Source organism: Aliibacillus thermotolerans, from assembly GCF_027853235.1.
GTDB classification, from domain to species: Bacteria; Bacillota; Bacilli; order Bacillales; family Marinococcaceae; genus Aliibacillus; species Aliibacillus thermotolerans.
This window is the reverse complement of sequence record NZ_WKJG01000035.1, coordinates 1-26,061: the sequence shown is the minus strand read 5'-3', so window position 1 is coordinate 26,061 and position 26,061 is coordinate 1. Positions and strand designations below refer to the sequence as shown.

The following is a 26,061-nucleotide window of genomic DNA, read 5'->3' as shown; positions in this document are numbered from 1 at the left end:
ACATTTGTGCATATGTGGATAAAATCTGTGGACAATTTTTTTAGATCAAAGAGAAAAATGTTGAAACATTCGGGATATCCTTTTCATCGTAAGGAATGACCGTGAAAAAGTGTGGTCCAACATTCGTTGCAGCACGCTTTTGAGCCAAGAATGGATAAAGAGAATAAAAGCAATCAAGATAAGCCATTTTATCCACAAAGGAACGAGAGAAATAGCAAAGAGTGAAATTCCTACCATCTGTCCATAACTGCTCACGTACACTTTATGACGAAGAAAACTTTTTATTAACAGTTCAAGTAACCCGGTATCTTTCGATTTTGTACGAAAGATGGACGTGGAGTGACGAAAAAGGAGCGGTTGATTCGTTCTGTGATTTTTCGAATCCCATCGCAAACTGAAAGATGATTTTAATAAAAAGATTAGCCTTTCTGGAATATAAGCGTAGTTAGATAAGTGTACATTTCTTTTCACGTGGTAAATGACCCCAAGGAGTGATTGAATCGTTGAACTTTTTCCCGCCCCATTGGGACCAATGAAGCCGATCAGTTCACCCGGTTCTATCGAAAACTGAATGTTTCGTAATACAAGCTGACTTTTAGAATATCCTGCTTCGTGAATCCATGAAAGGAAAAATAAGTGTCTTATGACAGCTCCATGCAACTTATTTTTTCTCGCAGGACCTAAAAAGCGTTCACATAAAAGTTTTACTTGTAACTGCCATCCCTTCCCCCGCCTTCGCGCCTAAACGGTTGCCTCCGCTTTTCTCTGTCTAGCTTCAGAGCCTACTCGCTCGAATCGCCTCAGGTCGCCGAAGAAGCCAAAGAGCGGCTTCTTTCACCGCCCTTCCATCGCTTGTCGCTCGTGAACAGTCGCCTCCGCTCTTTCTACTTATTCCTTTCATACGCTTGTGTGGCTAGGTTCATGATGGTCATGTCGTCCATTGGTGGGTTGTGGAGGCCTGCGCGGACGTCGCGGTAGTGGCGTTGGAGTGGGTTGCTTAAGTTGAGGCTTTTTGCCCCTACGACTCGCATGGCAAGGTCTACCACATTGATGGCATCGTTTACTACAGAATTTTTTACTGCTGATAATTCGTTTTTCATTTGTAGTCGTTCTTCTTGAGGAGAGGCGTCCCATTTTTTCGATACCGAGTATAAGAAATGACGGCTTCGCATGAGAAGAAGTTCAGCTTCTCCAATTTTTTGTTTGACGTTTGGTAGTTCTGAGATCGTTCCTTTGATGCTGTTCGGTGAATATTCTTGGGCGTATGCTGCACTGTAGTCCAAGGCTGCTTGTGCGATTCCTAAGTAGCAGACTGGGATATGAAGGAGCCATCCGGCTGCTTCTTTTTGTCCCGGAACAAGTTCCTGTACGAACGCGTCTTCATCTAGCTGTACGTTTTCTAAAATGAGGTCTTCACTTCCGGTGGCACGCATACCGACGACATCCCACGTGTAGTTAATAGAAACCCCTTCATCATCACGGTGTACGAGGAAATTTCCGACTTTGTCTGTTCCTTCAATGCCAGCACTTACGACGAAGTAAGTGAGGATTGGTGCGAGGGTGGTGAAAGTTTTTCGCCCGGTAATCGTCCAACCGTTTTCTGTTTTTGTTGCCGTCGTTTCTGGACGTCCCCCGCGAGTAGGGCTACCGGTTGCCGGTTCACTGGCAGTATTGTTTAAAAGGGAACCGTTTTTTATGACATCTTCTACTACTTTTCTATACGTTTCTTCTTTCCATGCTTTGTTTTCTCCTAGTTGCATGATGATTCCCATGTGCCACCCAATTGAAAGCGCGGTCGGTCCGTCAGCTTGTGCGATGACTTCTTGCAATTCCAGCATGTCAGTAAGCGATATACCTCCCCCGCCATATTCTTTCGGAATCGTAAGGGAAGGATATTTTAACGCTTGTAAGACGCGGAAGTTTTCAAAAGGAAACGATCCTTCGCGGTCATGTTTTTCCGCGTTCTTACTAAACTCTTTCGCATGTTTTTTCATTAATTCAATTCGTTCTTTTTGGTCTTTACAATCAAAGAAATTCATTGTATTCATCATCCTTATTTATACTTTTCATGTTGATTTAATATTATATTATCATAAGTGTGAAGCTAAAACATACTTTACACATCGGATTTTATATGATAAATTGTTCATTATCCAAAGGAATATCAAAAAGGTGATGATAAGTATGTTATCCGTGACGAATCTACACAAATATTACGGAGATACACATGTGTTAAAAGGGATTGATGTGGAAGTTGCGCAAGGAGAAGTGCTCGCCATTATTGGTCCGAGCGGTTCCGGAAAGACGACATTCTTGCGCTGCATGAACTATTTAGAAACTCCAAACCGTGGGAAGATCTCCATTAATCATGTTACGATTGACGCTGAAAACACGACGAAAAAACAGATTCACCAGTTAAGACAACAATCTTCCATGGTTTTTCAACAATATCATTTATTTAAAAATAAAACAGCGATAGAGAACATCATGGAAGGTCTCATTATAACGAAAAAAATGCCAAATAGAAAGGCAGAAGAGTTGGCACTGTCGTATTTGGAAAGAGTCGGGTTGAAGGAAAGGCGAGATGCCTATCCTAGTCAATTGTCTGGCGGACAAGAGCAACGAATTGGAATTGCTCGTGCGTTAGCAATGAACCCGGCTGTTATTTTGTTTGATGAACCTACCTCTGCCCTTGACCCGGAAAACGTCGGGGATATTTTAGCGATTATGAGAGACATTGCCAATCAAGGAATGACGATGATCATCGTTACCCATGAAATTGAGTTTGCTCGAAACGTCGCCGATCAAGTCATCTTTATGGATCAAGGAGAGATCGTAGAAAAAGGGACACCAGAAGAAGTGCTCGTTCACCCAACCTATGAGCGGACGAAGCGTTTCTTAAGACGGTTGCATCAAGAACCGGATTTCATCATTTAGTAGGTGGAGGAATATTGTATGAAAATTATGAGGTTTCTTTTCGTCATAGCAGTAAGTATTACGTGGCTTGCTGGTTGTTCGAAAGCGACGACAGAAGATGGGAAAGAAATCATTCAAGTCGCTGTCAGTGCGGAAGTGAATCCACCTTTCCTTCTTGCCGATGAGAACAATGAACCGATTGGTTATGATATTGATTATTTGAATGAAGTGGAAAAAAGGTTACCGCAATATGAGTTTGAATACGTATGGGGTGAAGAAGAATCGAATTTAATCGGTGTTGGTGCCGGAAAATTTGATTTTGCGATGAATTGGTTTTTTAGCAACCCGGAACGGGAAGAACGATTTTTATATCCTGAGACGCCTTATGGTTACTCCATTACAGGACTCATTGTCCATGAAGATACCGATGATATTCATTCTTTGGATGATATGACAGAAAGAGAGTTAGCGCCGGTCGCTGCGAGCGGAGGGCTACGGTCGATTTTAAACGAATATAACGAAAATAACGACCCGGACATTCCGTTAATTACAGTAGGAAGTCCTTCGAATGAAAATAACTTGCGTCGAGTAGAAAGCGGTCGTTCTGATGCCGCGTTTCTAAATATTACGACCTTTCACGCGATTCAAGAACATTTACATCTTGACTTAAAAGTGGGAGCGGTTGTATCAAGGGAACCGGTATATGCCGTCTTTCATCCGGATCATCACCAATTAGCAGAAGATATTAATCGCGTGACAGAAGAATTGATTGAAGACGGAACACTACCAGCCCTTGCGGAAAAATGGTTTGGGGTCGATTTTTTCCAAGATCTAGAAGATATTTCACCGGAAGATTTTGGATAATTGGAGGTGAGGAGCGTGAGCTTTGGTTTAGGGGATTGGATAAGTATGATCGGGCAAGTAATGGACCGCTTGCCGTTAACGTTAGCATTGTTATTTGTATCGTTATTTTTTGCGATTGTGATTGGTATTATCATTGCGTATATTCGTCTTGAAAAAATTCCTATTTTGCATCAGTTAGCAACCATTTATTTGTCGTTTACACGAAGTACTCCGTTAGTCGTACAACTATTTCTCGTCTATTTCGGGATTCCGCAATTGCTTCTCGTATTTGGGATAGATATTAATCATTGGTCACGTTTTGTTTTTGTTGTCATAACCTTTTCTTTACACACAGGTGCTTATTTATCGGAAGTTTTTCGTTCTTCATATCTAGCAGTGGGAAAAGATCAACTGGAAGCAGCGTACAGTGTTGGAATGACGTACTTGCAAGCACTACGTCGAATTATGATACCGCAAGCTTTCCGAGTAGCACTTCCAAATGCCGGTAACCACACGATTGAACTGTTAAAAGATACAGCCCTTGCCTTTACGATTGGAATGGTGGATATGATGGGGCAAGTACTGTTTATTATCGGGAACAACTATGGAGTTGGTATGTTTGAAATATACGTCGCCATTGCGATTGTGTATTGGGTGATTTGTATCGTCATTGAAGCAGTTATTTCACTCATAGAACGTTCACTCATGAAAAAACATGCAAGTATATCACATTAAGGAAGAAGGGTGGCGGGTATGGCCAATATCGATTTTCGCTTCGCACTAGAGCAAGTACCTGAAATACTGAAAGGCGTGCCGTATACACTTTTAGTGACACTCGTTGCTATGCTCGTCGGCTTAATCATTGGGACGATTTTAGCATTTTTTCGGGTGTATCGTACACCGGTATTGAATCAACTGGCTATCTTGTTCGTTTCTTTTTTTAGAGGAACGCCGTTGATTGTGCAACTTTTCGTATTTTTCTACGGCTTGCCAAGATTCATTATGTATCTCAATGACTTATTTGGATGGAATATCAATCCTGACTTCATGTCTCCGTTAGTGATTGCGTTAATTGCTTATAGTATTAACTCTGCTTCTTATTTAACGGAAGTGGTAAGAAGTGCGATTTTATCCGTCGATAAAGGACAGTTGGAAGCGGCAAAAAGTGTCGGGATGACGACAGTACAAGCGATGAGACGAATTATTCTTCCACAAGCGTTTGTTACTGCGCTTCCGAACTTAGGAAACCAATTGATTATTTTATTGAAAGCATCCGCGCTTGCTTTTACCATTGGAATCATGGACGTCTTAGGAATTGCAAGAATGATTGCCAACGACGGGTACCATTTCCTCGAAACGTATCTCGTGGCAGCACTTATCTACTGGTTATTAGCCATTATTTTTGAAATGGTCTTTTCCAAAATGGAGCAGCGCTCAAACACATTTAAAGGAAATGTGGAAAGGAAAGCGAAAGCTGCGATTTAAACATATTCCCCTTTTTGGTGAAGAAAAAAATCACCAAAAAGGGGTTATTTTCGTTTTCGTAGAGCGGAACGAGAGAGGGTCGTTCGTTTTTTATCCGTGGAGGAAGTTTTTTTCTTTTCTTTATTCGTTTCCATCGTAGCGAAAGAAAAGGGAATACCAATCATTTCTGCTGTGAACGGATCGTGGGAGACGAGATCTTTCGTTGACAATTCCTGTAAAGATCTTTTCCCCATTGCACGTAATGCTTCTCTTATTTCTTCCGTACTTGCATCAAGAAATTTCTTTGCGGCATCCGCTCCTTGCTTTTCATCAAATTGATTATTATATTTTCCTTCGTCCCAAACGATTTGTGTCGGTGGTTCAAAGGGAAGGGCATGAAGAATTTGATTGTGAGAGACCGTAAACAATATGGCCGAGCCAATATAGACCGCATCTGCTCCTAACGCAAGCACTTTAAGAAAATGACCCGGAGTAAATAACCCTCCAGATACAATTAAGCTTACTTTGTCTTTCACTTGCCGTTTTTCTAGATGACGGGAGGCTCTTACAACCCCGTGAAGGGTTGGAATCCCAAAATCGTCCGCCAGAATAGGAGGAGCTCCTACTGTAGCCCCTTGACCGCCATCTACTGCAATGACATCCACTCCCATTTCCAATAAATTGTCGATATCCTCTTCAATTTTTCCTCCAGCGGCAATTTTTGCACCAATGGGAACACCATCTGTTACTTCTCTCAGTTCATCGACTAATTGTTTTAAATCGTCGATCGTTTGATTTTCATAAAAATGTTCGTAGATAACCGCCTGTTCGTTCTCCTTAATAGACATCACTTGTCGCGCTTTTCCGGTTAAATTTTGAGGAGAAATGCGACCGCCCATTCCCATGACGGCACCTTGGCCGAGTTTGATTTCTATCATTGCTGCTTGCTCTAATGTTTCTTGTTCTTTGCCCCATTCCGTCTTTGAAAATTGCAACACAAATTTTTTCGCTTCTTGTATCTCCTCTGGTAAAATGCCACCTTCTCCTGAGTTAATTGCAATTCCCGTTTCATTCGCTGCTTTCATAAGGGCCATTCGCACTTTATCACTAACCGAAATACCGTACCCCATCCCGCTAATGAGAAACGGTTTTGCTAAATGAAGCGGCTTTTTCGCATTCGGTCCAATGGTCACTTTTACATCTACATTCGTCTCACCATCCGTGGGAAAAGGATCGGTTTGAGCAGGAATAAATGTAATGGAGTCAAGGTGAGGCCACTTTTTTGAAGCACCTCCAAGTGGTCGATGCAATAAATCCCCTGATTCGGCACGCAAGTTATTTTCCAGCACATTTTGTAAGCCCATATGGCGAAATCCAGGCAGAAGTTCTAATAAGTTTTCTTGATAACTATCAGTAAACACAATTTTGGCTGTTTTTTGGACGATTTTTTTTATCAGCCAACGCCAACCGAACAACAGAAAGATGAAAAAGATAAATATTATGAAAATCATCGCGAAAGATAAGAAAGACAAAAGCGTTGTCATCATGTTCATACCCCATCTACATTTGCCTTTTCGCTTACTATTGCCAAGGTAATAACAAATTATGTATGACAGGGAATGGAGGACATATCCGTGCTGCTACTCAATCATTGCTTGCAAAACGTATGGGTGATGACACAAACATGGAGAAATGTGTTATTTATTCACTGGCCGATTTCGCCAACGATGTTGCGTCCCTTAATTCCTGCTTGTTTAGACATCGATACGTTTCAAGGAAACGCTTGGATTGGAGTTGTTGTATTTCACATGGAAGGAATTTATCCTCGTGGATGGAAACATTGGTCGGTCACCCCTTCATTTCCAGAAATCAATGTAAGGACGTATGTGACCTATCATGATGAGCCGGGTGTTTATTTTTTATCGTTGGATGTCAATAACTGGGCTTCTTTACACATTGCAAAAAGGTGGTATCACCTTCCGTACTACCGTGCAAATGTTTCTCTCACAGAAAGGGAAGAAGACTTTCATTTTGAAGGTGTACGGTACCATCGTTCTTTTTCGATGAAAGGAACGTACACGCCCACAGGAGAAAGTTTTTATGCCTATCCCGGTACATTAACGCACTTTTTAACCGAACGGTATACGTTATATAGTTCGGATTGGCGCGGTAACGTATATCACGCCCGAATTGCTCATTCTCCGTGGCGTTTACAAACATCCGATCTCTTTCTAAATCAAAATTCGCTTTTTTCTTTTCACTCTTGGACCCCTTTACGGGAGAAGGGACTTGTCCATTTCTCTCCAGGAGTTGATACCCGCGTTTTTCCTATTCAAAAAATCCATGAAAATACTTTTGTATAAATATTCAGTTTTGGAAACAAGCTATAACAAATCGATGCTTCGTGGAAGGGGGAAGGGGACGTTGCCTAAGCCATTTAAATTTTTGCAACAAAAAAAGTCATTACCTCCTCTTTTAAAAGAAAAAGATGAACGACCTTTATCCCATAGCATAGAGGAAAATGAACAAACATTACAATCTATTTATGCTCATTGTTATGACGTCGTTTTCCGCTCTTTTTATATTGGTGGAGAACGAAAAGCCCTTCTCATCTATATTGAAGGATTAGTAGACGTTTCAGAAATGGATGACAATATGTTATCCCCTTTGATGGAAGCGTCTGCTCTTGAATTTCCAGAGGTTGTCGATTTGATTGAGAAAAAAGTGTCTGTTGGAAGTGTCCAAGAAGTGAACACTTTTTCGGATTGTATCTCGGAAGTTTCTTCCGGGAATAGCCTCGTTCTTATTGATGGAACACCAAAAGCAATTTCTGTTGGTTTAACGAAGTGGAAAAGCCGCTCCATTACCGAATCCGATGCGGAAGTAGTGGTTCGCGGTCCCCGGGAAGGATTTATTGAAGCCATTCAAGTGAATACATCGATGTTACGAAGACGACTACGCACTCCAAAACTTAAATTAAAAACGATGGAAATAGGAAAATATACGAAAACACAAGTGATTCTTGGTTATATTGAAGGGATTGCACAAGAAAACTTAATTAAAGAAGTGGAAAATCGCGTTCAACGAATAGATGTGGATGGTTTAATCGATAGTGGAGAACTGGAAGAATTTATTCAAGATGCAAATTACTCTCCTTTTCCGCAAGTCTTGTCGACGGAACGTCCCGATGTGGTGACTGCCAATTTACTGGAAGGTCGCGTCATTTTAATTGTGGATGGTTCTCCCTTTGTATTAGTTATGCCAGTCACTTTCTTTTCTTTTCTTCAAATAGCAGAAGATTATTATGCACGCTTTATGATTGGTACGCTCATTCGTTGGTTGCGGTATACTTTTCTGTTTATTTCTTTATTGCTTCCTTCAATATACGTCGCGTTGTTTACGTTTCATCAAGAAATGATTCCGACAGACCTTTTAATTAGTGTTGCCTCTGCGAGGGAGCAAACACCTTTTCCGGCACTTGTAGAGGCATTGTTAATGGAAGTGACCTTCGAAGCTTTGCGGGAAGCCGGGTTAAGGTTGCCGAAACAAGTGGGGGCGGCCGTAAGTATCGTTGGGGCGCTCGTTATAGGAGAAGCAGCGGTACAAGCGGGCATCGTATCATCTCCGATGGTCATTGTTGTGGCGCTTACAGGTATTGCTTCCTTTACGATTCCTCGTTATCCCGTCTCGATCTCGATCAGGGTGTTACGATTTCCGATGATTTTTTTGGCAGGAACGTTAGGGCTTTTAGGAGTGATTTTTGGCATTATTGCAATTGTGATTCATCTATGTACGATTCGTTCCTTTGGCGTTCCGTACTTGAGTCCGCTGGCACCTCTTCACGGAGATGAATTGAAAGATGTACTTATCCGCGCTCCTTGGTGGACGTTAAACAAAAGGCCTCGTTTAACGGGGGAAAGAAATACATTTCGTCAATCTCTCCATCAGCAACAATCCCCGGAAAAAAGAGGTTAATCCGTTAGAACACGAAAGGAGGGAATATGGATGTTGGAAAAAGGGAAAATCAGTTCGTTTGAAATGGGTCTCATCATGCATCCAACGATTATTTCCACTGGAATTTTAATCGTTCCCTCCGTAACGGGAAAATTTGCAGGGAAAGATATGTGGCTCTCTCCCATATGGGCGTCCATCGCCGGCTTTATTGCTATTTTGTTAGCTATTGCTCTGAATAAACAATATCCGAAACAAACGATTGTAGAGTATAGTGAGGAAATTTTAGGGTGTGTTCTCGGAAAGGTGGTTGGTATTTTCATTGCAATTTTTTATTTACATATGAATGGCATTGTACTTCGAGAATATGCGGAATTTGTCTCTGGGAACTTTCTTCTTGAAACCCCCATTTTTGTTATCGTGGGTGGAATGGCGTTTCTTTGTGCGATGGTCGTTCGCGCTGGCTTAGAAGTGATGGTGAGAACGGCGGTAGTGTTCTTCCCTATCGTCCTGTTATTGCTTTTATTAACCGTAGGACTTCTTCTCCCTGATCTCGAAGCGAAAAACATCATGCCTTTCATGAAAGACGGGATTGTTCCTTCTATCAAGGGGGCTTATCATCCGTTTAGTTGGTTCTCGGAATTTTTTCTCATTACGTTTATACTTCCCTTTTTATCCGATAGAGACAAAGCGCTCAAATGGGGAAGTATTTCGGTTTTGCTTGTCATGGTGATGATGTCGATGACGAATCTATTTTCCGTACTGTTATTTGGCGATATGACTTCTTCCTTTATATATCCTGTCATGAGTGCGGCGGAATATGTTAGTATTGCTGAATTTATTGAACATATTGAATCAATGGTGATGGCCCTTTGGGTCATTGGTGTCTTTCTTAAAGTCTCTATGTTTCACTATGCAACGGTGTTAGGATTCGCCCAATCATTTCAACTACAAGACTATCGTCCCCTCTCGTTACCACTAGGACTATTGTTAGTGGGATGTAGTGTATGGTCCATCTCTAGTCTGCAAGAATTAACAGATCTACTCCCTGTGATTTCTTTTCATTTAATCATGGGCCAAATCTTTTTACCTCTAGTGTTACTCATTTTATCATTTATTCGGAAAAAAAGGAGGAAGAAAAGCAGTGCTTAGCTTTCTCTTGCATGCTAAAAAAATCAGCTTGCTTTTTCTAATACTCTCGATTCTTGCAGTCGTTCAATCCGGATGTTGGGACCGAGTTGAAATTGAAGATCTTGGTATCGTATTAGGGACAGGACTTGATAAAGGAGAAGATAATCAAATACGCCTTATCGTTCAATTAGCAGTCCCTACCGAAATGGGAGGGGGACCTCAACAAGTCGGACGAGGTAAAAAACCTACGTTTACTGTGATCGGGACCGGTGAAACTGTTTATGATGCTTTGGTAGATGTGCAACGGCAATTTTCTGATCGAATTTTTTTTGGTCATAACCGTGTACTTATTATTGATGAAGAACTAGCAAAAGAAGGAATAGCCGAATATATTGACTTTTTTGTACAACATCCTCAACCGCGCTTAAGAGCACTAGTGATTGTAAGTAAAAATGCTGAGGAAGCATTGAAAACAGAGACGTCAAAGGACTTAAGTTCATCCCAAGCGTTGGAAGAAATCGTGCAATTATTAAAATCAGGTATTCGTGTCACTTTAAAAGATGTCTTTCAAATGTTAAGACAGGAAGGGGAAAGTGTTGTTCTACCATGGGTGCAAGCAAGTGATAATGAAGGGGAACAAGAAAACGTTCAAGTGAAAGGAGCAGCTATTTTTGATGGAGATCAATTAATAGGAACGATTGATTTTGAATTAAAAAAGGGGTTGTTGTGGTTACGAGATGAAATGGATTTACAATCTATCTCGGTGAATCCCGAAGAAGCAGACGGATATATTACTTTCCACTTAATTCGATCGAAAACAAACTTATTACCTTCCATTGAAGGAGGTAATTGGAAAATAACGGTAGAAATTGAGCAAGAAAATGAAATAGTGGAGAATCAAACGACGCTAGATACATCCACGGAAAAAGTACAAAGAGAGTTGGAGAAAGATTTGAATAAAACAGTGGAACAACAAATACGAAAGACGTTAGAAAAGGTTCAAAAAGAAATGAAAACGGATGCTTTCGGTTTTGCGGAAGCTTTTGAAAGAAAATATCCGAAGAGATTTGCCCAAGAGAAAGATCATTGGGATGAGATTTACCCGGAAGTAGAAGTTGAGATAAACGTCACTTCCAGAATACGGAGAATCGGAATGACAACGAATCAAGTAGGAAAACTCCCGAAAGAGGTGAAAGAGGAGTGAAATGGGCATATTTTTTGACGTTAGTTTTTATAGTTTTTTTAACGATTCTCTACGAATGGCAAAAAATTAATCCGGAGTACAAAAAGGAAAAAGTGGCTTTTGCGCTATTCACATTGGCAGGAACGGTGTTGTTAACTGTACTAATCTTTTATCCGGATGTGCAAGGTCCATTTGACTGGTTCAAAAAAATGTATGGCCCGTGGTTGTCGTTGTAAATACAAAAAAAGCATAAATTGCCTTATTGGCAATTTATGCACGTTGAAGAATATCACTTGTGGAGTTGTCATTTTGGTCTAGGTGCAATGTTTTATTTGCCTCTTCTTTCACTTCTTGAAGGAGATCCGGATTTTCCATGAGAGACATTCCGTAAGATGGGACCATTTCTTTAATTTTAGGTTCCCATTCTTTCATTTGTTCCGGGAAGCAACGCTCTAAGAGATTGAGCATAACTTGGACGGCAGTGGACGCACCTGGAGAAGCACCAAGTAATGCTGCGATGGAACCGTCTTCTGCGGTGACAAGTTCAGTACCAAATTGAAGCGTCCCTTTGCCACCTGTTTCTGTATCTTTGATCACTTGCACCCGTTGACCAGCTACGAGGAGATCCCAATCTTCACTTTTCGCATTTGGAATAAATTCACGCAATTCTTCCATCCGTTGTTCTTTCGATAACATCACTTGTTGGATTAAATATTTCGTTAATGGGAAGTTTTTCGCTCCAGCAGCAAGCATTGTAACGATATTGTCCGGTTTTACGGAAGTAATTAAATCAAACATTGAGCCTGTTTTCAAAAACTTAGGTGAAAAACCGGCAAATGGACCAAAGAGTAACGATTTTTTGTTGTCAATAAAGCGAGTATCAAGATGCGGTACCGACATTGGAGGGGCCCCTACTTTTGCTTTTCCGTATACTTTGGCATGGTGCTGTTCTACAACATCCGGGTTGTTACATACCATAAAGAGTCCACTTACTGGAAATCCTCCAATACGTTTACCTTCCGGGATACCGGATTTTTGAAGTAAATGGAGACTTCCGCCGCCCCCTCCAAGGAAGACAAACTTCGCAGTATGATAAGCGAGAATATTTCCTTTCGTATCCCGTACTTTTACTTCCCATAAACCATCTTCGGTCCGCTTGACATCTTCCACGAGATGATTATAATTAACGGTTACCGTGTCATCTTTTTGTAAGTGTTCAAACAACATGCGCGTTAATGCACCAAAGTTGACGTCTGTTCCATGGTCAATTTTGGTAGCGGCAATTTTGTCATTATGATCGCGGTCTTCCATAATAAGTGGCATCCATTGTTCAAGTATTTTCGGATCTTCGGAGAATTCCATACCTTCAAAGAGAGGATTATTCGAAAGAGCTTCAAAACGCTTTTTCAAAAATGCGATATTCTCTTCACCTTGTACCATGCTCATGTGAGGTAGTGGCATAATAAAGTCTTCCGGTTTTTCGATGAGATTGTTTCTTACAAGGTAAGACCAAAATTGGAGAGAGACTTGAAATTGTTCATTCACGCTAATTGCTTTTGAAATATCGATGGAACCGTCTGGCTTTTCAGTGGTGTAATTCAATTCACATAAAGCAGCGTGCCCTGTTCCAGCGTTGTTCCATTCATTGGAACTTTCTTCTCCTGCTTTTGAAAGTTTTTCAAAAACAGTAATGTTCCAATCCGGTGCTAATTCTTTCAAAAGCACACCCAACGTTGCACTCATAATCCCAGCGCCTATTAAGATAACGTCTGTTTGTGATTGTCTGTTACCCATATATACCTTCCTTATCCCTATAAAATTTACAGCGATCTTTGTAAAGTAAATATATAGTTTATCCTATTACTGAAGAAATCATCCCTATATAGTTTAACAAGATTTAATCTAGATTAAAACACCTATGAACTATTATATAATAGTTTTAATATATTTAAAAGTTTGTCATATTTCGTTTGAAATAAGGGACGAATCATTTTGAAGCAATAGTGTTTATTTTATAATTTTTGAGCGAGGGATCAGTGATATAATCTTTTTTCTACTATGTCCCCCTTTCCTAGTTTGGTCTCATTTCAAAAAGGGTAAAATGAAGTTGGTGATACATTATTTATAAGGAAGGGGTGTCACAGCATGTCAGACATACTATTTACGTCAACTGCTACTGCGAAGGGAGGTCGCAACGGAAAAGTCGAATCTTCCGATGGCAATATTCAAATGGAGACAGCCATGCCAGGAACAGATCGAGCAAAAGAAGTACCCACGGCAACGAACCCGGAACAATTATTTGCTGCAGGATATGCCGCTTGTTTCGACGGTGCTCTGCAACTTGTCGCAAGCAAAGAAAAAGCAGAATTTGAATCTGAAGTCACCGCCAACGTCAGTCTCGTAAAAGATAAAGAAGATGATGGATTCAAAATTGCCGTCAAAATGCAAGTGAAAGGGACAGGTATTGATAAAGACCAACTCGAAGAACTAGTCGAAAAAGCTCACGGTGTCTGTCCGTATTCGAAAGCAACCAGAAATAATATTGATGTGGAGTTGGAAGTCATATAACATTCATTCGAGAGAAGAGAAAAGACCATAAGTGATGAGACTGTTTTGGAGTTGGAATAAAGGAAAAGACGTTGCATGAACCTTCACACGACATCTTTTTTCAGAAAACTCTTGTAATACGGTCGTATACATTCATAAATGGAAAAACAGGTCGCAAACGGATGATTGCGACCTGTTTTTATTAAAAAAGAACTAGGAGTGTCGCATAAAACATTCATGGAACCTTTTTTTCGAAAAAGGTCACATGACGTTTCCCAAAAAAGTAACATCAAGTCATGCCATCCTGGTACTCTCTTTTGGCATGACTTTAGTGATTTTTATTCAATCCTCTCTTTCCGGTGACTCATCAAGGGATGATAAGTCGGTTTCTTCCCCAAATTCAGTGCCATAGTTAGGTCTATCATAGGTACGTCTGTCACTTAACTCTTCTGTTTCTTCCCATTGTCTAAATAAAATAGATAAACAGATGAGTCCACTGATTCCAACGAGAATATAAATAATGTTTGTGAAAAGAGCATCTCGGCCACCGAATATAGCTGCTACTAAATCGAAATCAAACAAACCGATGAGTCCCCAGTTAATGGCCCCGATAATAACCAATGCTAAGGCAATTCTTTGTAAGGTTCTCATGAAATATATACCTCCCGTAGATATGAAAATTGTGTTCCAATGAATCATTCGGAGTTTAGAGTTATTATTTGTCTATCCGCTCTATTTCACCCACGGTAAATTTTGTAAATGTGCATTGGAAATGTGCACAAGCCATTAGTATCATAATAAATGAAACTGATCGTGAAATGAGGGATATAGATGTTGTGCGGTTCGAAATGTTTTCTCGTGCAGATGGAAATGAACGGAACGAAGGAAATAAAGGAAGTGAGAGCAAGAAACGCAATCGGTGCAAGAAAAGTCATTAGAGGAGAATATGGTGCAGAAGTAGAGATTTTGTCAGTGAGAGAGAAAAAGGGGATAAATGATATAAAGAAATAGATCATCAATGAAGATAAAATCACAAACCTAGAAGAATGGTATCATGCTGGGGATTGGAGGTACAAAGAAAGAGAAGAAGAAGCAAAGGCACAAGTTCCAACGTTTTGGCAAAGAATCAAGGATATGCTCGGCATCGGTGATAATGTATGGAGAAGATAAGTAAAGATAAGACAAAGGTGATTACTTTTCCGAATGAATATGGGACAGATCAATTCGGAAATTATTTTAAAGAGTTAGGTGAGAAAAGTAAGAAAGATGAGCAATCATATGTACGATTTGGATTTCTTTTAAAAGCCTTGGATTACATGCAAACAATAGGTTTTAACAAATTACCAAAGGGTTCTGCAGATCGTTTTTTTGCAGAACTTGATATAGAAATAAACGGAAAAGTATATGAACAAACATTCGAGTTAATCAAGCCTTTAAAAAAGGAAAACATTTATGAGTTGCGGATTAATATAAAAAAATACAATTGGAGATTTCGAGGGATATTTTTCCCTTACACTTATAAAAAAACTCATTTTTATTGTTTTGTTTATCCGTTCGAGAAAAAGCGGCAAATTACCTTCAATCTCACAGACACTTATAGAAAGATAAGGCTTATAACATATTACGTAATTTACAAGACAATCCGGAAAAATCAACGAAACAGTAAACAATAATGTAAATCCTTCAAGGGGATTGAGGCATTTGGATGAAATAGAAAATAAGTCACCTTATTAAATTTTTTCCAATCATTATGAAACGTTTGATTCATTTGAACATAACCTCTTTTACTAAATGAAAATCCTGTTGAACTTCACTTGATTACTTACTTTTATCAATACAGGCAATCAGTCTTTCTTCAATGTCGGTTGCAATTTCCTTTAATTCTTCATCTTCTACCATTTGAATTAAAACAACCACATAGCTCTTTTCCTTGTCCAGTTCACCTTTTCGTAATGCAAGCTGACCTAAAGGAATGTTGTTGGCACTTGGGATTTTACCACTAGCTACTTCTCCATTTTCACGAACATCAATTATGAATACTTCTTCACTATTTTGAAGACGTTTAGCTACTTCTTCTGGTGCTATTTGTTTTGCCATCACTTGTCATCCTTTCTAATACCAAGCACTCATTCCACCTTTTACATTGTAAATATTTTCGAATCCTTGTTTTTTCAGGATATTTGCTGCTTTTGCACTTCTCATTCCGCTTTGACATATAACAACAACTTCTTTATGTTTTTCCAATTTGTCTACTTGGCTAGGCAAGTTGGAAAGTGGGATATTTTTAAACGGTTTGCGATGATTTGCTTTATATTCACCCGGTGTACGGACATCTATAAATTGAACACTTTTATCCTTAAATTTATCTTTTGCTTCTTGAACAGTTATATTCGTAATGCCCTTTTTGGGAATAAAACGATTGATCACAAAGAGTGCGATCAAAATAATAAAAATCCATTGTATAATATCCACTCTACCTTCACCTCCTCTTTTCTTAATTTTTATCTGATGTCATTTTACCTTCTGTTCTAATTGTTTCATTCGGTTACCTCCATTAGACTAGACTTAACCCATCGGGGTATGTTTTATTTAAAAAGAAAAAGGTTGTTAAATTTCCTTTTAGTAAGAAAATTTTTAGAACCCTTATCTACTTTTCACTAATAAATTTACTGCTTCTTTTACAAGTTCTTTCGTATCTTCATCATTTTCAATATTCTCTCGAACACATTGTTCTAAATTCATACTTACAATTAATCCAATTGTACGATCAATACCAGTACGAGATGCTGATAATTGAGTAATTACTTCCCTACAATCTTTATTTTGCTCAATCATATTTAATACGCCTCTAATTTGACCTTCAATACGTTTTAAACGATTTATAACAGATTTATCATACTCCATCTATTATTCCTCCTTTACATGCACAACCTATAATCTCGAAACTACTAACACTATATCCTTTTCTTAATAAAAATCTCACCCCTAGATTAATATCCATTCGATCATTCGCTACAACATGAAGTGACTGATCCGGAATCTCACTGTAGTGTCTTCTCAAATAAGCGTAAGGTATCTGCATTGCCACATTTTTTAAAGTTCCTTTTTCGTTGTAATCTCTTAAATCTAATATAACGATATCCTTTTCGCCAATTCTATTCTTACAAGTTATTCCCATAATTGGGAAATACCTTCTATATAATTCGTAACATAATAAAACAAAAACTACACATAGCAAATATATAATCATAATTGATCACCTTTTAATAAGGAATACATAAATAATAATATACCCCATAAGGTATATTGTCAAGATTTCAATATTATTTTCTATTAGTCGCTTTTGATTTCTTTAACAAAACTTATACACATCTTGAGATTAGAAAATAAATGGAGGATACACCAAATAATGTACCTCCGTTTCATACTGTTAAATAATATTCTTCAGATTTTAAGTCTACTTAAAATTATATTCAGTTACTATTCTTTCTCTACCAGTAACTAAATCATTAAAATATTCATAAAGGTTTACACCCAAATAGGAACCAGAAATGTTGTATACATTCTCATATCCTAAATTTTGTAATGCCATTACCATATTATAACTTCTTTGACCTGAACGACAGTGAATGTATACGGGCTGACCTTTTGGAATTTCATCAAGTCTCTGTCTAAACTCACTTAAAGGAATATTAACTGCGTTTTTAAAATGACCTGCATTATATTCACCTTTTTCTCGTGCATCAATAATAAAAGCATTACTTTCTACTAGTTCTCGAACTTGGGAAACTTTTACTTCTTTGTATCTGCCTTGTAGTAGGTTTAGCCCTACTAAAGCGGCATGATTAACGACATCTTTAGCTGTTCCTAGCATTGGGGAGTAGGTCAATTCTAGGTCTTTCAAATCTTCCAACGTTCCATTCATTGTAATCATGGTTGCAATAATATCAATTCGTTTATCTACATTTCCTTTACCAATTGCCTGCGCACCTAAAATTCGACCTGTTGGATATTCATAAACCAATTTAAAATGCATCGGATTGCTGTCTGGCATGAGTCCCACTTTATCTCCCGGCATTAAGTAAACATAATCGTACATCATTCCTGCTTGCTCAGCTGTTCTTGCATTAAGTCCAGTAGATGCTGCATTTAGATCAAAGAGATGGATGGATGATGATCCTATTACACCGATATTTCTATTTGGAATTCCATACATATGATCTGCAGCCGCTCTGGCTTGTTATTGGGCTGGCCCAGTTAGTGCTAGTCTTGTTTGTTTTTGTAACAAACGATGATACACTTCAATGGCATCCCCAACTGCATAAATATCTCTATCACTTGTTAAGTAATTGGAGTCGACCTTAATAGCTCCTGTTTCTCCAATCTCAAGACCTGCCTCCTTAGCCAAGTTGGTTTCAGGTCTTACACCAATCGCTAATACCACTGCCTGCGCATCAATTTTCCTACCGGAGTTTGTTGTAATATATCCATCAGAAATTTTAGATAACCCATCATCTAGAATAAGTTCAACTCCGTGATCCACCATTTCTTTATGAAGGATTTGAGCCATATCGTAATCAAATGGTGCCATTACTTGATTTGCAAACTCAACTAATGTTACATTATAGTTCGCAAGTTTAAGATTTTCTGCAACCTCTACTCCAATAAAGCCACCACCGATGACCGCGATATCCTTCATACCTTTTTGCTTGATATATGAATTGATATTCTCAATATCGACTACGTTTCGTACTGTAAAAACATTAGAATTGTCTATGCCTTCTAAATTTGGTCGAATAGGTGAAGCACCGGGAGAAAGCACCAATTTATCATAGCCCTCTTCGTATGTTTTATCTGAGATCAAATCTTTTACAGTGATTGTTTTCTTATCCCGATTAATTTGAATAACTTCCTGTTGTACCCTAGCTTCAATTGTGTATGGCAAAATAAAAGTGCAGAGCTTTGCAAAGGAAAAATGCAGAGTCCTGCACTAAATTTCTGTGCATAAACAAAAAAAGACTTGCCAGTCACCCCAAGTCCCACTACAGTAATTGTGTCAAGCAATTGGTAGTGGAGGTAAGAAAGGATGCTAGCAATGTCTGATATTAATTGTATCAAACATTTAAGAAATAACAAAGGTTTATCTATTTCAGAAATACAAAGAACAATGGGAATTAATTGGCGAACAGCTAAGAAGTATGCGGATGAAGATCAACTCCCTAAACAGAAATCATTTAAAAAGAAAGGGATGATGTATGAGGAAAAGTGGGGAGAAATTGTTTCAGATTGGCTTTTTGAGGATTTAAAGTTAAGGAAAAAATTAAGAAGAACAAAGAAACAAATATTTGAAGAACTAAAGGAAATGGGTTTCCAAGGTTCTTATCGTACTGTTTGTTACTTTATCTCTGAATGGATGAATACTCACCAAGAAGAAAAGGATAAAGGGTATGAAAGATTAGAACATCCTCCGGGTGAAGCTCAAGTAGACTTTGGAGTAATGGAAGCTGTACAAGATGGAGAAATTGTGGATATTCATGCTTTAGTTATGACGTTTCCTCATAGTAATGCTGGATTTGCAGTACCGTTACCAGCTGAAAATCAAGAATGCTTCTTACATGGTCTCAATATTCTTTTTAAACAGGTTGGGGGAGTACCTAAAAGGATAAGAATCGATAATTTGACCCCCGCTGTGAAGAAAAAAAGGACAAAAAATGAAGAAGCACAATTAACTGATGAATTTGTTCAATTTCAGAATTATTATGGCTTTGATGTGCAGGTATGCAATCCAAGAAGTGGCCATGAAAAAGGAAATGTTGAGAATAAAGTTGGATATATACGCTATAACTTTTTTACTTCAGCTCCAATAATGGACAGCTATGAGGGTTTAACTGATCAATTATTTCATAAATTAGAGGCGGACAGAAATAGAATTCATTATGCCAAAAACGTACGTATTGAGGACTTATGGCAGGAAGAACGGGATTATCTTCTAGCCTTACCAGAAAAGCCCTATCCTGTATTTAAAGAGCATCTTGTTAAAGTAAACAAATATAATGAAGTGAAAGTGGATCAGACGTTGGTTCATGTCCCTAAGGGTGGCAACTATAGTCAATTACAAATGATATTAACATGGGATCAATTAAAGATTGTTTCACCTAATGGGGAGATATTATTGGATGACTATCGGCCATATATGAAAAAGCGAAAAGCTTTACCATGGCTTTCAATAATTAAAACATGGATTCATAAACCAAGGGTTGTAGAATATTCGCGCTATAATAAGTATTTACCGGGAAGAATTAAAGAATTTTTGTTGGTAGATAATTTAATTAATCGACGAAAACGATTAGAAGCTCTAGCTAGTTTATTAGTTTCTCATGACATGAAGGAGATTAATGAAGAGTTCTATGAATTAATTGCACAGGATAAGCTACCTAGTGATAATAATCCTTATGAAGTGGACTGGAGTAAATACGATTCATTAGCTCCTAGAGAGGAGGCTGTCAATTGAAACAGGACATTAAAGAATTGTGTAAGTCATTGAGGTTAGCTTATGTTGCGGATGTATACGAGCAAATACCGTTTGAAACTCCGGAACAATTCTTGTATGGGCTACTTAAGGAGGAAATAAGATTAAGAGAAAAAGCGAGAGCGATCCGCTTGATAAAAAAGGCGAAGTTCTTAGATAAAAAGAGTTTACATGATTACGAGTGGACCGAACAACTTCGGTTCCCTCCTCACTTAACCAAAGAGGATTTGTGTAGCCTACAATTTATTGAGAATCGAGAAAATGTAGTTTTAGTTGGTTCACCCGGGACAGGGAAGACTCATTTAGCCACAGGACTAGGGAGAAAAGCTTGTGAACTAGGTTATGAGGTTCGTTTTTACCGTGTTGCCCACCTAGTTGAGGAATTAGAGCAAGCTTTACGTAACAACCGTTTATCAGCATTTAGAAAACGGATGGAGAAGGTTGATTTGGTCATTTTAGATGAAATGGGATACTTACCATTTAGTAAAGAAGGAGCTGAATTATTATTCCAAATTATATCGGAGTTTTATGAACAGAAAAGCGTAATTATTACATCTAACTTAGAATTTAGTCAATGGAACCGGATCTTTACAGATTCTCGTTTAACAGCAGCGTTAGTGGACAGGCTAATTCATCACGCCCATATCATCTCTTTTCATGGCGAGAGCTATAGACTGTCCCACGCATTGTCGAAAAGGAATTAAATGGGTGGCAAATCTCTGCATTTTTAATTGCATTTCTCTGCACTTTTCTATTGCAAAATACATCAATATTGTAGCGACTCTTAAAGATATCGGGAGACATTAAAACAAGCTTTTCGCTATCTTCTACAATACCGCTTAAATGATAAGGTAACGAACAGTTCGAAAAGGATACGTGAGGACCTTTTTCAAACATAATAATCTCTGCACTTTCATCTAATCTTCTGACTCGTGCAGCGACAGAAGCTCCACCAGCAACTCCACCAACAATCAGTACTTTCTTTCCCATATTTAAGCCTCCTATTCTATTTCACCAACCCACGCTAACATTCCGCCAGTCATATTCGTAACATTATATCCTTGATTGATTAAAAATTCACATGCTCTTGAACTTCTTCCACCAGAACGACAAACCATGTAATAATGTTTATTTTTATCTATTTTGTCTAAAGAATTTGGGATGTCCCCCAAAGGAATATGTTTAGCTTCAGGAATTTTCCCCTCTGCAACTTCAACGTCTTCCCGGACATCAATAATATGGACGTTTTCTCCATTTTTTATTTTCTCATGTAACTCTACTGCTGATATACTTTTCATCAGTCTGCATCTCCTTTATTATTGTCTATTTTCGTATCTAGAAGGTTTAAAATATTATTTAAGTCAAAATATCTATCCAAATTTTAATAGCAGTACCCGCAATCAAAAGTGCTAATATCACTTGTAAAATTCGGGTATTCATTCTCTTTCCTACTTTTGCTCCAAGTGGTGCCGCTAATAAACTTGCTACAATCATAATAGCAGCTGGCCAATAATCTACTTGTCCAGTAGCAATTTTACCAACACTTCCCCCGATAGAAGAAATGAACGTTACTGCTAAACTTGTTGCAATCGTCATTCGTGTTGGAATGTGCAAAACCGTAAGCATGATTGGTACAAGTAAAAAGCCTCCTGCCGCACCGACTATACCAGATGCTATTCCCACAATTAATGCTAATATTGCCGCTAGCGGCTTGTTGAAGGTAACTTCATTTAATGGTACATCGTCCATTTTTTTCTTTGGTACAAACATCATTACAGCTGCAATCACAGCTAGAATACCATACACAACATTTACTGCTTGCTCGGATAAGAAACTCGATCCATAACTACCAATTAAACTTCCTATTAGGATAGCTCCACCCATATAAATGATGAGCTGCTTGTTTAGGTATCCACCTTTTCGATATGCCCATACACCTGCAATGGAAGCAAACAGTACTTGTACTGCACTTATTCCAGAAACCTCATGGGCTGTAAATGCTACTAGACCAAATAAAGGGGGAATATAAAGTAGCATTGGGTATTTAATAATGGAACCCCCAACACCTAACATACCGGATAAAAAGGAACCAATAAACCCAATTGCAAACACAACGATGATAAAAGTTAAATCCATTACTAAACCTTCTTTCTTATTTAGAAAAGCGAGTAGTTCACGCTACTCGCTATTTGGTTTTCTTTATCCTTTTTGAATATAGAAGTACAGAACATCCTCTTCTGTTTTTTGTTCTAATACGGTATGGCCACCTGATTTAGCCCATGCTGTGATATCATTTAAAGCACCCTTATCTGTTAAAAGTACTTCAAGTACTTCACCAGAGTTAATCGTATCCATTGCTTTTTTAGTTTTTACAATTGGCATAGGACATGCTAAGCCTTTTGCATCTAATGTTTTTGTAATGTTCATTTAATATACCCCCATTTTTTTCTATTGATTAATTAGCGAACTGCACAACGGTTTGGACCGATTTCCATTTCTGTTTGTTCGTCATTATTAGGTGTGATTTTCCCCATATTTACCTGACGAATTTGTTCATACGCATTTGGCTGTGGTGGTAGGTTATCTGTAACAGTACGACGGAATTCCGCTTCATCCTCGATGTTTAATCCATGATTCTCTTTAAACAAATCACCTAATCTTCTAGCCACTGTACCATCTTCATTTAACTCATCAATAATCATGAAATGTGCAGGTAACACCACTAGGTCTTCAGCTAGTTCACGATAACGGGAATATAATGTTTCTCGTAAGTCACCTACCCAATCTTCCGCAAGTCCTGCTAAATCGGGACGACCAATGGAGTCGATAAATAAAATATCACCTGTTAACAAGAACTGATTGTCGATAACAAATGAAGTAGAACCAATGGTATGACCCGGTGAATAAAGTGCATTTACATCAATTTGAGATGCACCAATTTTTACATTTAATCCTTCTGTAAGTGGCGTGTAATCAAACACTACCTCTGTCGCATCTTTTGGTGGTAGATAGTAAGTTGCTCCTGTATTTGCTGCAATATGACGTCCACCTGAAATATGATCTGCGTGTAGGTGTGTATCAAATACGTGCTTGATTTCTACTCCTTTTTCTTTCGCAAAGTTTGTGAATACATCCGTGAAACGCACTGCATCAATAATAGCTGCTTCGCCTTCAGAAATTACCATATAAGATAAACAACCTTTTCCTAAACGAACAAATTGGTATAGCTCCCCACCATTTTCTAAATCGGAAACTTTAATTGGTTCTAGATAACTACTCCAAGATTTCATTCCACCTTCAAGATATGCAACTTCACGACCAGCTTCAGAAAGCATTTCTGCTACCATAACGGAAGATCCTTCCTTAGCACATACTACTAATACTTCCTTATCTGTTGGAAGTTTAGGCAAAATCTCTTCTACACCATCTAATAATTCGAAGTAAGGGATATTTAAATACTCGAATTTATGTCCTTCAATTTTCCAATCCTCAAATGCATCATGATTACGAACATCTAAAATAAATAATTCTTCGTTATCAATTACTTTTCGAGCAACTTCTGCTGCAGTCCATTTATTTACTGTCATTATTGAATTACCCCCTAGGTATATTTTAAATTATTTTTTAGCAGTGGAGAATTTCTCCACTGCATAAAGATTGATCATCTAATTAGAAAGTTAATGTTGGTGATGCATCTTTTGCATATTCTAGGAATGTTACTGCTCCACCAACTTCTATACCATCAACGAAATCTTCTTTCGTAAGTCCCATAACATCCATTGTCATTTGACATGCTATAAATTTAACACCTAGTTCCTGTGCCATCCCAACTAGTTGTGGGATAGTAGGAACATTTGCCTTTTCAAACCCTTCAGCAAAATGTTCCTTTCCTGCTGGCATTTCTAAAGCGTGCATTGCTTGTTTATGAATTAAGTTTAGTCCTTCAAAAGTGAAGAAGATTTGTACCTCTTTTTCTGAAGCTGCTGCTGCTGTTGCGATATTGAATACTTTGTATGCATCAAACATTCCACCGTTTGCTGCGATAATAGCTACTTTTTCTGACATAATAAATTCCTCCTAGATTTCTTTTGTTATTTTTCCGTTCCACTCATTCATACCCGGTAGAACGTTATAAACTTTTTTATAACCATTGTTTGCTAATAGTTGTGCTGCCAAATCAGAACGTTTCCCTGTACGGCAGATTACATAGATTTCTTTTTCTTTATCCAATTCTTCAAGGCGTGATTCTAATTCACCCATTGGAATGGACTTTGCACCTTGAATATGACCAAATGCATATTCTGCTGCTTCACGCACATCTAAAATTAAACCGTCACCTGATTCAATTTCATCAAGTGAAACAGTGTGTTCAAATGTTTTTTCCACTTCTGGTTCATTAGAGCCTTTGTGAATGTAATGATAAAGAACATCGCCTTCTTCCAATGTTCCTAGATATTAGTGTCCAACAGTGCTTGCCCATGCTGCTAAATCGGCTTTAGATCCTTTGTCTGTAGCTTGAACTTCCAATACTTGACCATCTTCAAGATCCGTAATTGCTTTTTTAGTTTTCACAATTGGCATTGGACAAGCTAAGCCTTTTGCATCTAATTGGTGATTTGCTTGAATCATACATTTACCCCCCACGGTATTGTTTTTAACAAAAAAATTTACGATTTGGTATTTATTATACCTCTATGGGTATAATATTTAGCAATAAATTAGTCGTTATTGATAGCGACGTTTGCAGTGTACCTTTTATAGATCTCCATTGATTTAGCTTGTTGAAAATCAATTACAAGACCAATAATATACCCCCTAGGGTAAAATGTCAACCCTTTGATTTCTATTTTTTTGGATGGTTCTAGAATGAGACAGGTTTTGATTGTTTAGATTTAGATTAATCTTCCCACGCTCATTAATGCTCACCCGACCTATTTTTCTCTAACTTCTATTGTTTCAACAACTTCAATAGCACTATTAACAGACTGAATCATGGCACAGTTTTTGATTGCAAGGTCAAGCGATTTTTGGACTTTTGAAATACTTAAATTCTTACCAAAAACAATGAAATCCTGAATTATTCATAGAAAACTTTTGATTACTTTTGAATGCCTATCTATCAAGCATTTCAACCGAATTGATCATGCATCAAATAAATGAAAAAAGAATCCATTTCTGTTAAAGTTAAATCACCACAAAATAACCACAGAAAGGATTCTTATAATGGCTACTTTACCGCAATTAACTTTAGATTTCAATCGTCAAATTAAATTGTCAAGTGATGGGGGTTCTCTTTCTTCTGATACAGGTGAATTTATCTTTAGGGAATTCGATGAGAAAATCGGATTCTCTAAAACCTTGGCTCGACATCTACATTTGAAAGACGATAGAAAATACCATGTTCATTCGAATGAAAATTTACTCCGTCAAAAGATTTATCAAATCATTGCTGGTTATGCTGAAGATGACAGTGCTGATCAATTGACGAATGATCCTG

General features: G+C 38.2%; 29 protein-coding genes and 3 pseudogenes. 15 read left to right on the top strand and 17 right to left on the bottom strand.

Annotation, left to right across the window (positions count from 1 at the left end; all coding sequences use genetic code 11):
- Nucleotides 1-45: 45 nt before the first annotated feature.
- Both GJS40_RS05790 and GJS40_RS05785 read right to left on the bottom strand, forming a co-directional pair.
- Complete coding sequence (locus tag GJS40_RS05790) at nt 46-660, bottom strand: ABC transporter permease (RefSeq protein WP_270896851.1); 615 nt, start codon at nt 658-660, stop codon at nt 46-48.
- A 224-nt stretch (nt 661-884) separates the two neighbouring features.
- Nucleotides 885-2,039, bottom strand: a complete 1,155-nt coding sequence (locus tag GJS40_RS05785) for an acyl-CoA dehydrogenase family protein (protein ID WP_270896849.1) — start codon at nt 2,037-2,039, stop codon at nt 885-887.
- A 145-nt stretch (nt 2,040-2,184) separates the two neighbouring features.
- Here GJS40_RS05785 and GJS40_RS05780 point away from each other — a divergent pair, with 145 nt between their 5' ends.
- The 4 genes from GJS40_RS05780 to GJS40_RS05765 are packed head-to-tail and all read left to right on the top strand — an operon-like array spanning nt 2,185 to nt 5,244.
- Nucleotides 2,185-2,937 (top strand): amino acid ABC transporter ATP-binding protein, encoded by a 753-nt coding sequence (locus tag GJS40_RS05780; RefSeq protein ID WP_270896847.1) that lies wholly within the window; start codon nt 2,185-2,187, stop codon nt 2,935-2,937.
- Between the two features lie 18 nt (nt 2,938-2,955).
- Nucleotides 2,956-3,780: an amino acid ABC transporter substrate-binding protein gene (locus GJS40_RS05775; protein WP_270896846.1), complete on the top strand. Its 825-nt coding sequence runs from the start codon at nt 2,956-2,958 to the stop codon at nt 3,778-3,780.
- A gap of 15 nt (nt 3,781-3,795) precedes the next feature.
- Complete coding sequence (locus GJS40_RS05770) at nt 3,796-4,494, top strand: amino acid ABC transporter permease (protein ID WP_270896845.1); 699 nt, start codon at nt 3,796-3,798, stop codon at nt 4,492-4,494.
- Nucleotides 4,495-4,512: 18 nt separating this feature from the next.
- Nucleotides 4,513-5,244, top strand: a complete 732-nt coding sequence (locus GJS40_RS05765; protein WP_270896843.1) for an amino acid ABC transporter permease — start codon at nt 4,513-4,515, stop codon at nt 5,242-5,244.
- A gap of 44 nt (nt 5,245-5,288) precedes the next feature.
- Here the strand turns inward: GJS40_RS05765 and GJS40_RS05760 are convergent, their stop codons facing one another.
- Complete coding sequence (locus GJS40_RS05760) at nt 5,289-6,767, bottom strand: FMN-binding glutamate synthase family protein (protein WP_270896871.1); 1,479 nt, start codon at nt 6,765-6,767, stop codon at nt 5,289-5,291.
- 90 nt (nt 6,768-6,857) lie between these two features.
- On the opposite strand from GJS40_RS05760, the gene GJS40_RS05755 reads away from it, so the two are divergent.
- The 5 genes from GJS40_RS05755 (at nt 6,858) to GJS40_RS05735 (ending at nt 11,724) form a co-directional block, all read left to right on the top strand.
- Entirely contained in the window at nt 6,858-7,586 is a 729-nt protein-coding gene (locus tag GJS40_RS05755; protein WP_270896842.1) for a YqjF family protein, read from the top strand.
- Nucleotides 7,587-7,647: 61 nt separating this feature from the next.
- Nucleotides 7,648-9,198 (top strand): spore germination protein, encoded by a 1,551-nt coding sequence (locus tag GJS40_RS05750; RefSeq protein WP_377901693.1) that lies wholly within the window; start codon nt 7,648-7,650, stop codon nt 9,196-9,198.
- Between the two features lie 30 nt (nt 9,199-9,228).
- On the top strand, nt 9,229-10,326 hold the full coding sequence (locus tag GJS40_RS05745) for a GerAB/ArcD/ProY family transporter (protein ID WP_270896840.1): 1,098 nt from the start codon (nt 9,229-9,231) through the stop codon (nt 10,324-10,326).
- The gene (locus GJS40_RS05740) at nt 10,319-11,509 is read left to right on the top strand and encodes a Ger(x)C family spore germination protein (RefSeq protein ID WP_270896838.1); all 1,191 of its coding nucleotides are present in this window, start codon (nt 10,319-10,321) and stop codon (nt 11,507-11,509) included. The genes GJS40_RS05745 and GJS40_RS05740 overlap by 8 nt, the downstream gene beginning before the upstream one ends.
- Entirely contained in the window at nt 11,506-11,724 is a 219-nt protein-coding gene (locus tag GJS40_RS05735) for a hypothetical protein (protein WP_270896836.1), read from the top strand. The genes GJS40_RS05740 and GJS40_RS05735 overlap by 4 nt, the downstream gene beginning before the upstream one ends.
- Before the next feature lie 34 nt (nt 11,725-11,758).
- Here GJS40_RS05735 and GJS40_RS05730 read toward each other — a convergent pair whose 3' ends face one another.
- Nucleotides 11,759-13,282, bottom strand: coding sequence for a malate:quinone oxidoreductase (locus GJS40_RS05730; RefSeq protein ID WP_377901692.1), 1,524 nt, complete (start codon nt 13,280-13,282; stop codon nt 11,759-11,761).
- Nucleotides 13,283-13,633: 351 nt separating this feature from the next.
- Between GJS40_RS05730 and GJS40_RS05725 the strand changes: the two genes are divergently transcribed.
- Nucleotides 13,634-14,056, top strand: coding sequence for an organic hydroperoxide resistance protein (locus GJS40_RS05725; protein WP_270896835.1), 423 nt, complete (start codon nt 13,634-13,636; stop codon nt 14,054-14,056).
- Nucleotides 14,057-14,377: 321 nt separating this feature from the next.
- Here the strand turns inward: GJS40_RS05725 and GJS40_RS05720 are convergent, their stop codons facing one another.
- Nucleotides 14,378-14,686 (bottom strand): DUF378 domain-containing protein, encoded by a 309-nt coding sequence (locus GJS40_RS05720; protein WP_270896833.1) that lies wholly within the window; start codon nt 14,684-14,686, stop codon nt 14,378-14,380.
- Between the two features lie 180 nt (nt 14,687-14,866).
- Between GJS40_RS05720 and GJS40_RS05715 the strand changes: the two genes are divergently transcribed.
- Nucleotides 14,867-15,046 carry a hypothetical protein gene (locus GJS40_RS05715; RefSeq protein WP_270896832.1) on the top strand — a complete coding sequence of 60 codons (180 nt, stop codon included), beginning with the start codon at nt 14,867-14,869 and terminating at the stop codon, nt 15,044-15,046.
- A 146-nt stretch (nt 15,047-15,192) separates the two neighbouring features.
- Complete coding sequence (locus GJS40_RS05710; protein ID WP_270896830.1) at nt 15,193-15,708, top strand: hypothetical protein; 516 nt, start codon at nt 15,193-15,195, stop codon at nt 15,706-15,708.
- Nucleotides 15,709-15,853: 145 nt separating this feature from the next.
- On the opposite strand, the gene GJS40_RS05705 is transcribed toward GJS40_RS05710, so the two are convergent.
- From GJS40_RS05705 to GJS40_RS05685, 5 genes and pseudogenes are all read right to left on the bottom strand, one after another.
- Nucleotides 15,854-16,132, bottom strand: coding sequence for a rhodanese-like domain-containing protein (locus GJS40_RS05705; protein WP_270896829.1), 279 nt, complete (start codon nt 16,130-16,132; stop codon nt 15,854-15,856).
- Between the two features lie 15 nt (nt 16,133-16,147).
- Complete coding sequence (locus tag GJS40_RS05700; protein WP_010648787.1) at nt 16,148-16,507, bottom strand: rhodanese-like domain-containing protein; 360 nt, start codon at nt 16,505-16,507, stop codon at nt 16,148-16,150.
- Between the two features lie 171 nt (nt 16,508-16,678).
- Entirely contained in the window at nt 16,679-16,939 is a 261-nt protein-coding gene (locus tag GJS40_RS05695; RefSeq protein WP_010648789.1) for a metal-sensitive transcriptional regulator, read from the bottom strand.
- The gene (locus GJS40_RS05690; protein WP_060669096.1) at nt 16,929-17,285 is read right to left on the bottom strand and encodes a rhodanese-like domain-containing protein; all 357 of its coding nucleotides are present in this window, start codon (nt 17,283-17,285) and stop codon (nt 16,929-16,931) included. Before GJS40_RS05690 ends, GJS40_RS05695 begins: the two co-directional genes overlap by 11 nt.
- A 207-nt stretch (nt 17,286-17,492) precedes the next feature.
- Nucleotides 17,493-18,986 (bottom strand): annotated as a pseudogene (locus tag GJS40_RS05685) (FAD-dependent oxidoreductase); the annotation flags it as partial.
- A 144-nt stretch (nt 18,987-19,130) separates the two neighbouring features.
- Between GJS40_RS05685 and istA the strand changes: the two are divergent.
- Together istA and istB are read left to right on the top strand one after the other, a co-directional pair.
- A complete protein-coding gene (istA, locus tag GJS40_RS05680; protein WP_333723882.1) occupies nt 19,131-20,546 on the top strand; it encodes an IS21 family transposase in 1,416 nt (471 codons plus the stop codon).
- Complete coding sequence (gene istB, locus GJS40_RS05675; protein ID WP_134229505.1) at nt 20,543-21,268, top strand: IS21-like element helper ATPase IstB; 726 nt, start codon at nt 20,543-20,545, stop codon at nt 21,266-21,268. Before istA ends, istB begins: the two co-directional genes overlap by 4 nt.
- A 40-nt stretch (nt 21,269-21,308) precedes the next feature.
- Here the strand turns inward: istB and GJS40_RS05670 are convergent.
- From GJS40_RS05670 to GJS40_RS05640, 7 genes and pseudogenes are all read right to left on the bottom strand, one after another.
- A pseudogene (locus tag GJS40_RS05670) lies at nt 21,309-21,554 on the bottom strand (FAD-dependent oxidoreductase); the annotation flags it as partial.
- 11 nt (nt 21,555-21,565) lie between these two features.
- On the bottom strand, nt 21,566-21,862 hold the full coding sequence (locus tag GJS40_RS05665) for a rhodanese-like domain-containing protein (RefSeq protein ID WP_010648794.1): 297 nt from the start codon (nt 21,860-21,862) through the stop codon (nt 21,566-21,568).
- Between the two features lie 58 nt (nt 21,863-21,920).
- Nucleotides 21,921-22,700 carry a sulfite exporter TauE/SafE family protein gene (locus GJS40_RS05660; RefSeq protein WP_010648795.1) on the bottom strand — a complete coding sequence of 260 codons (780 nt, stop codon included), beginning with the start codon at nt 22,698-22,700 and terminating at the stop codon, nt 21,921-21,923.
- 63 nt (nt 22,701-22,763) lie between these two features.
- Nucleotides 22,764-22,991 (bottom strand): sulfurtransferase TusA family protein, encoded by a 228-nt coding sequence (locus tag GJS40_RS05655; RefSeq protein ID WP_270896823.1) that lies wholly within the window; start codon nt 22,989-22,991, stop codon nt 22,764-22,766.
- A gap of 32 nt (nt 22,992-23,023) precedes the next feature.
- Nucleotides 23,024-24,151: an MBL fold metallo-hydrolase gene (locus GJS40_RS05650; RefSeq protein WP_010648797.1), complete on the bottom strand. Its 1,128-nt coding sequence runs from the start codon at nt 24,149-24,151 to the stop codon at nt 23,024-23,026.
- A gap of 82 nt (nt 24,152-24,233) precedes the next feature.
- Nucleotides 24,234-24,629: a DsrE/DsrF/DrsH-like family protein gene (locus tag GJS40_RS05645; RefSeq protein WP_060669093.1), complete on the bottom strand. Its 396-nt coding sequence runs from the start codon at nt 24,627-24,629 to the stop codon at nt 24,234-24,236.
- A gap of 12 nt (nt 24,630-24,641) precedes the next feature.
- Nucleotides 24,642-25,193: pseudogene (locus GJS40_RS05640) on the bottom strand (rhodanese-like domain-containing protein).
- Nucleotides 25,194-25,787: 594 nt separating this feature from the next.
- On the opposite strand from GJS40_RS05640, the gene GJS40_RS05635 reads away from it, so the two are divergent.
- On the top strand, nt 25,788-26,061 hold a 274-nt coding region (locus GJS40_RS05635; protein ID WP_270896817.1), incomplete at its 3' end, for a transposase.

Coding starts and splice junctions, on each gene's coding strand:
- GJS40_RS05775 (WP_270896846.1), top strand. CDS start 2,956: ATGAAAATTATGAGGTTTCTTTTCGTCATAGCAGTAAGTATTACGTGG.
- GJS40_RS05655 (WP_270896823.1), bottom strand. CDS start 22,991: ATGAACATTACAAAAACATTAGATGCAAAAGGCTTAGCATGTCCTATG.
- GJS40_RS05760 (WP_270896871.1), bottom strand. CDS start 6,767: ATGACAACGCTTTTGTCTTTCTTATCTTTCGCGATGATTTTCATAATA.
- GJS40_RS05765 (WP_270896843.1), top strand. CDS start 4,513: ATGGCCAATATCGATTTTCGCTTCGCACTAGAGCAAGTACCTGAAATA.
- GJS40_RS05715 (WP_270896832.1), top strand. CDS start 14,867: ATGTTGTGCGGTTCGAAATGTTTTCTCGTGCAGATGGAAATGAACGGA.
- GJS40_RS05650 (WP_010648797.1), bottom strand. CDS start 24,151: ATGACAGTAAATAAATGGACTGCAGCAGAAGTTGCTCGAAAAGTAATT.
- GJS40_RS05730 (WP_377901692.1), bottom strand. CDS start 13,282: ATGGGTAACAGACAATCACAAACAGACGTTATCTTAATAGGCGCTGGG.
- GJS40_RS05745 (WP_270896840.1), top strand. CDS start 9,229: ATGTTGGAAAAAGGGAAAATCAGTTCGTTTGAAATGGGTCTCATCATG.
- GJS40_RS05780 (WP_270896847.1), top strand. CDS start 2,185: ATGTTATCCGTGACGAATCTACACAAATATTACGGAGATACACATGTG.
- GJS40_RS05645 (WP_060669093.1), bottom strand. CDS start 24,629: ATGTCAGAAAAAGTAGCTATTATCGCAGCAAACGGTGGAATGTTTGAT.
- GJS40_RS05785 (WP_270896849.1), bottom strand. CDS start 2,039: ATGAATTTCTTTGATTGTAAAGACCAAAAAGAACGAATTGAATTAATG.
- GJS40_RS05695 (WP_010648789.1), bottom strand. CDS start 16,939: ATGGAGTATGATAAATCTGTTATAAATCGTTTAAAACGTATTGAAGGT.
- istA (WP_333723882.1), top strand. CDS start 19,131: ATGTCTGATATTAATTGTATCAAACATTTAAGAAATAACAAAGGTTTA.
- GJS40_RS05725 (WP_270896835.1), top strand. CDS start 13,634: ATGTCAGACATACTATTTACGTCAACTGCTACTGCGAAGGGAGGTCGC.
- GJS40_RS05705 (WP_270896829.1), bottom strand. CDS start 16,132: ATGGCAAAACAAATAGCACCAGAAGAAGTAGCTAAACGTCTTCAAAAT.
- GJS40_RS05710 (WP_270896830.1), top strand. CDS start 15,193: ATGGAGAAGATAAGTAAAGATAAGACAAAGGTGATTACTTTTCCGAAT.
- GJS40_RS05690 (WP_060669096.1), bottom strand. CDS start 17,285: ATGATTATATATTTGCTATGTGTAGTTTTTGTTTTATTATGTTACGAA.
- GJS40_RS05720 (WP_270896833.1), bottom strand. CDS start 14,686: ATGAGAACCTTACAAAGAATTGCCTTAGCATTGGTTATTATCGGGGCC.
- GJS40_RS05660 (WP_010648795.1), bottom strand. CDS start 22,700: ATGGATTTAACTTTTATCATCGTTGTGTTTGCAATTGGGTTTATTGGT.
- GJS40_RS05665 (WP_010648794.1), bottom strand. CDS start 21,862: ATGAAAAGTATATCAGCAGTAGAGTTACATGAGAAAATAAAAAATGGA.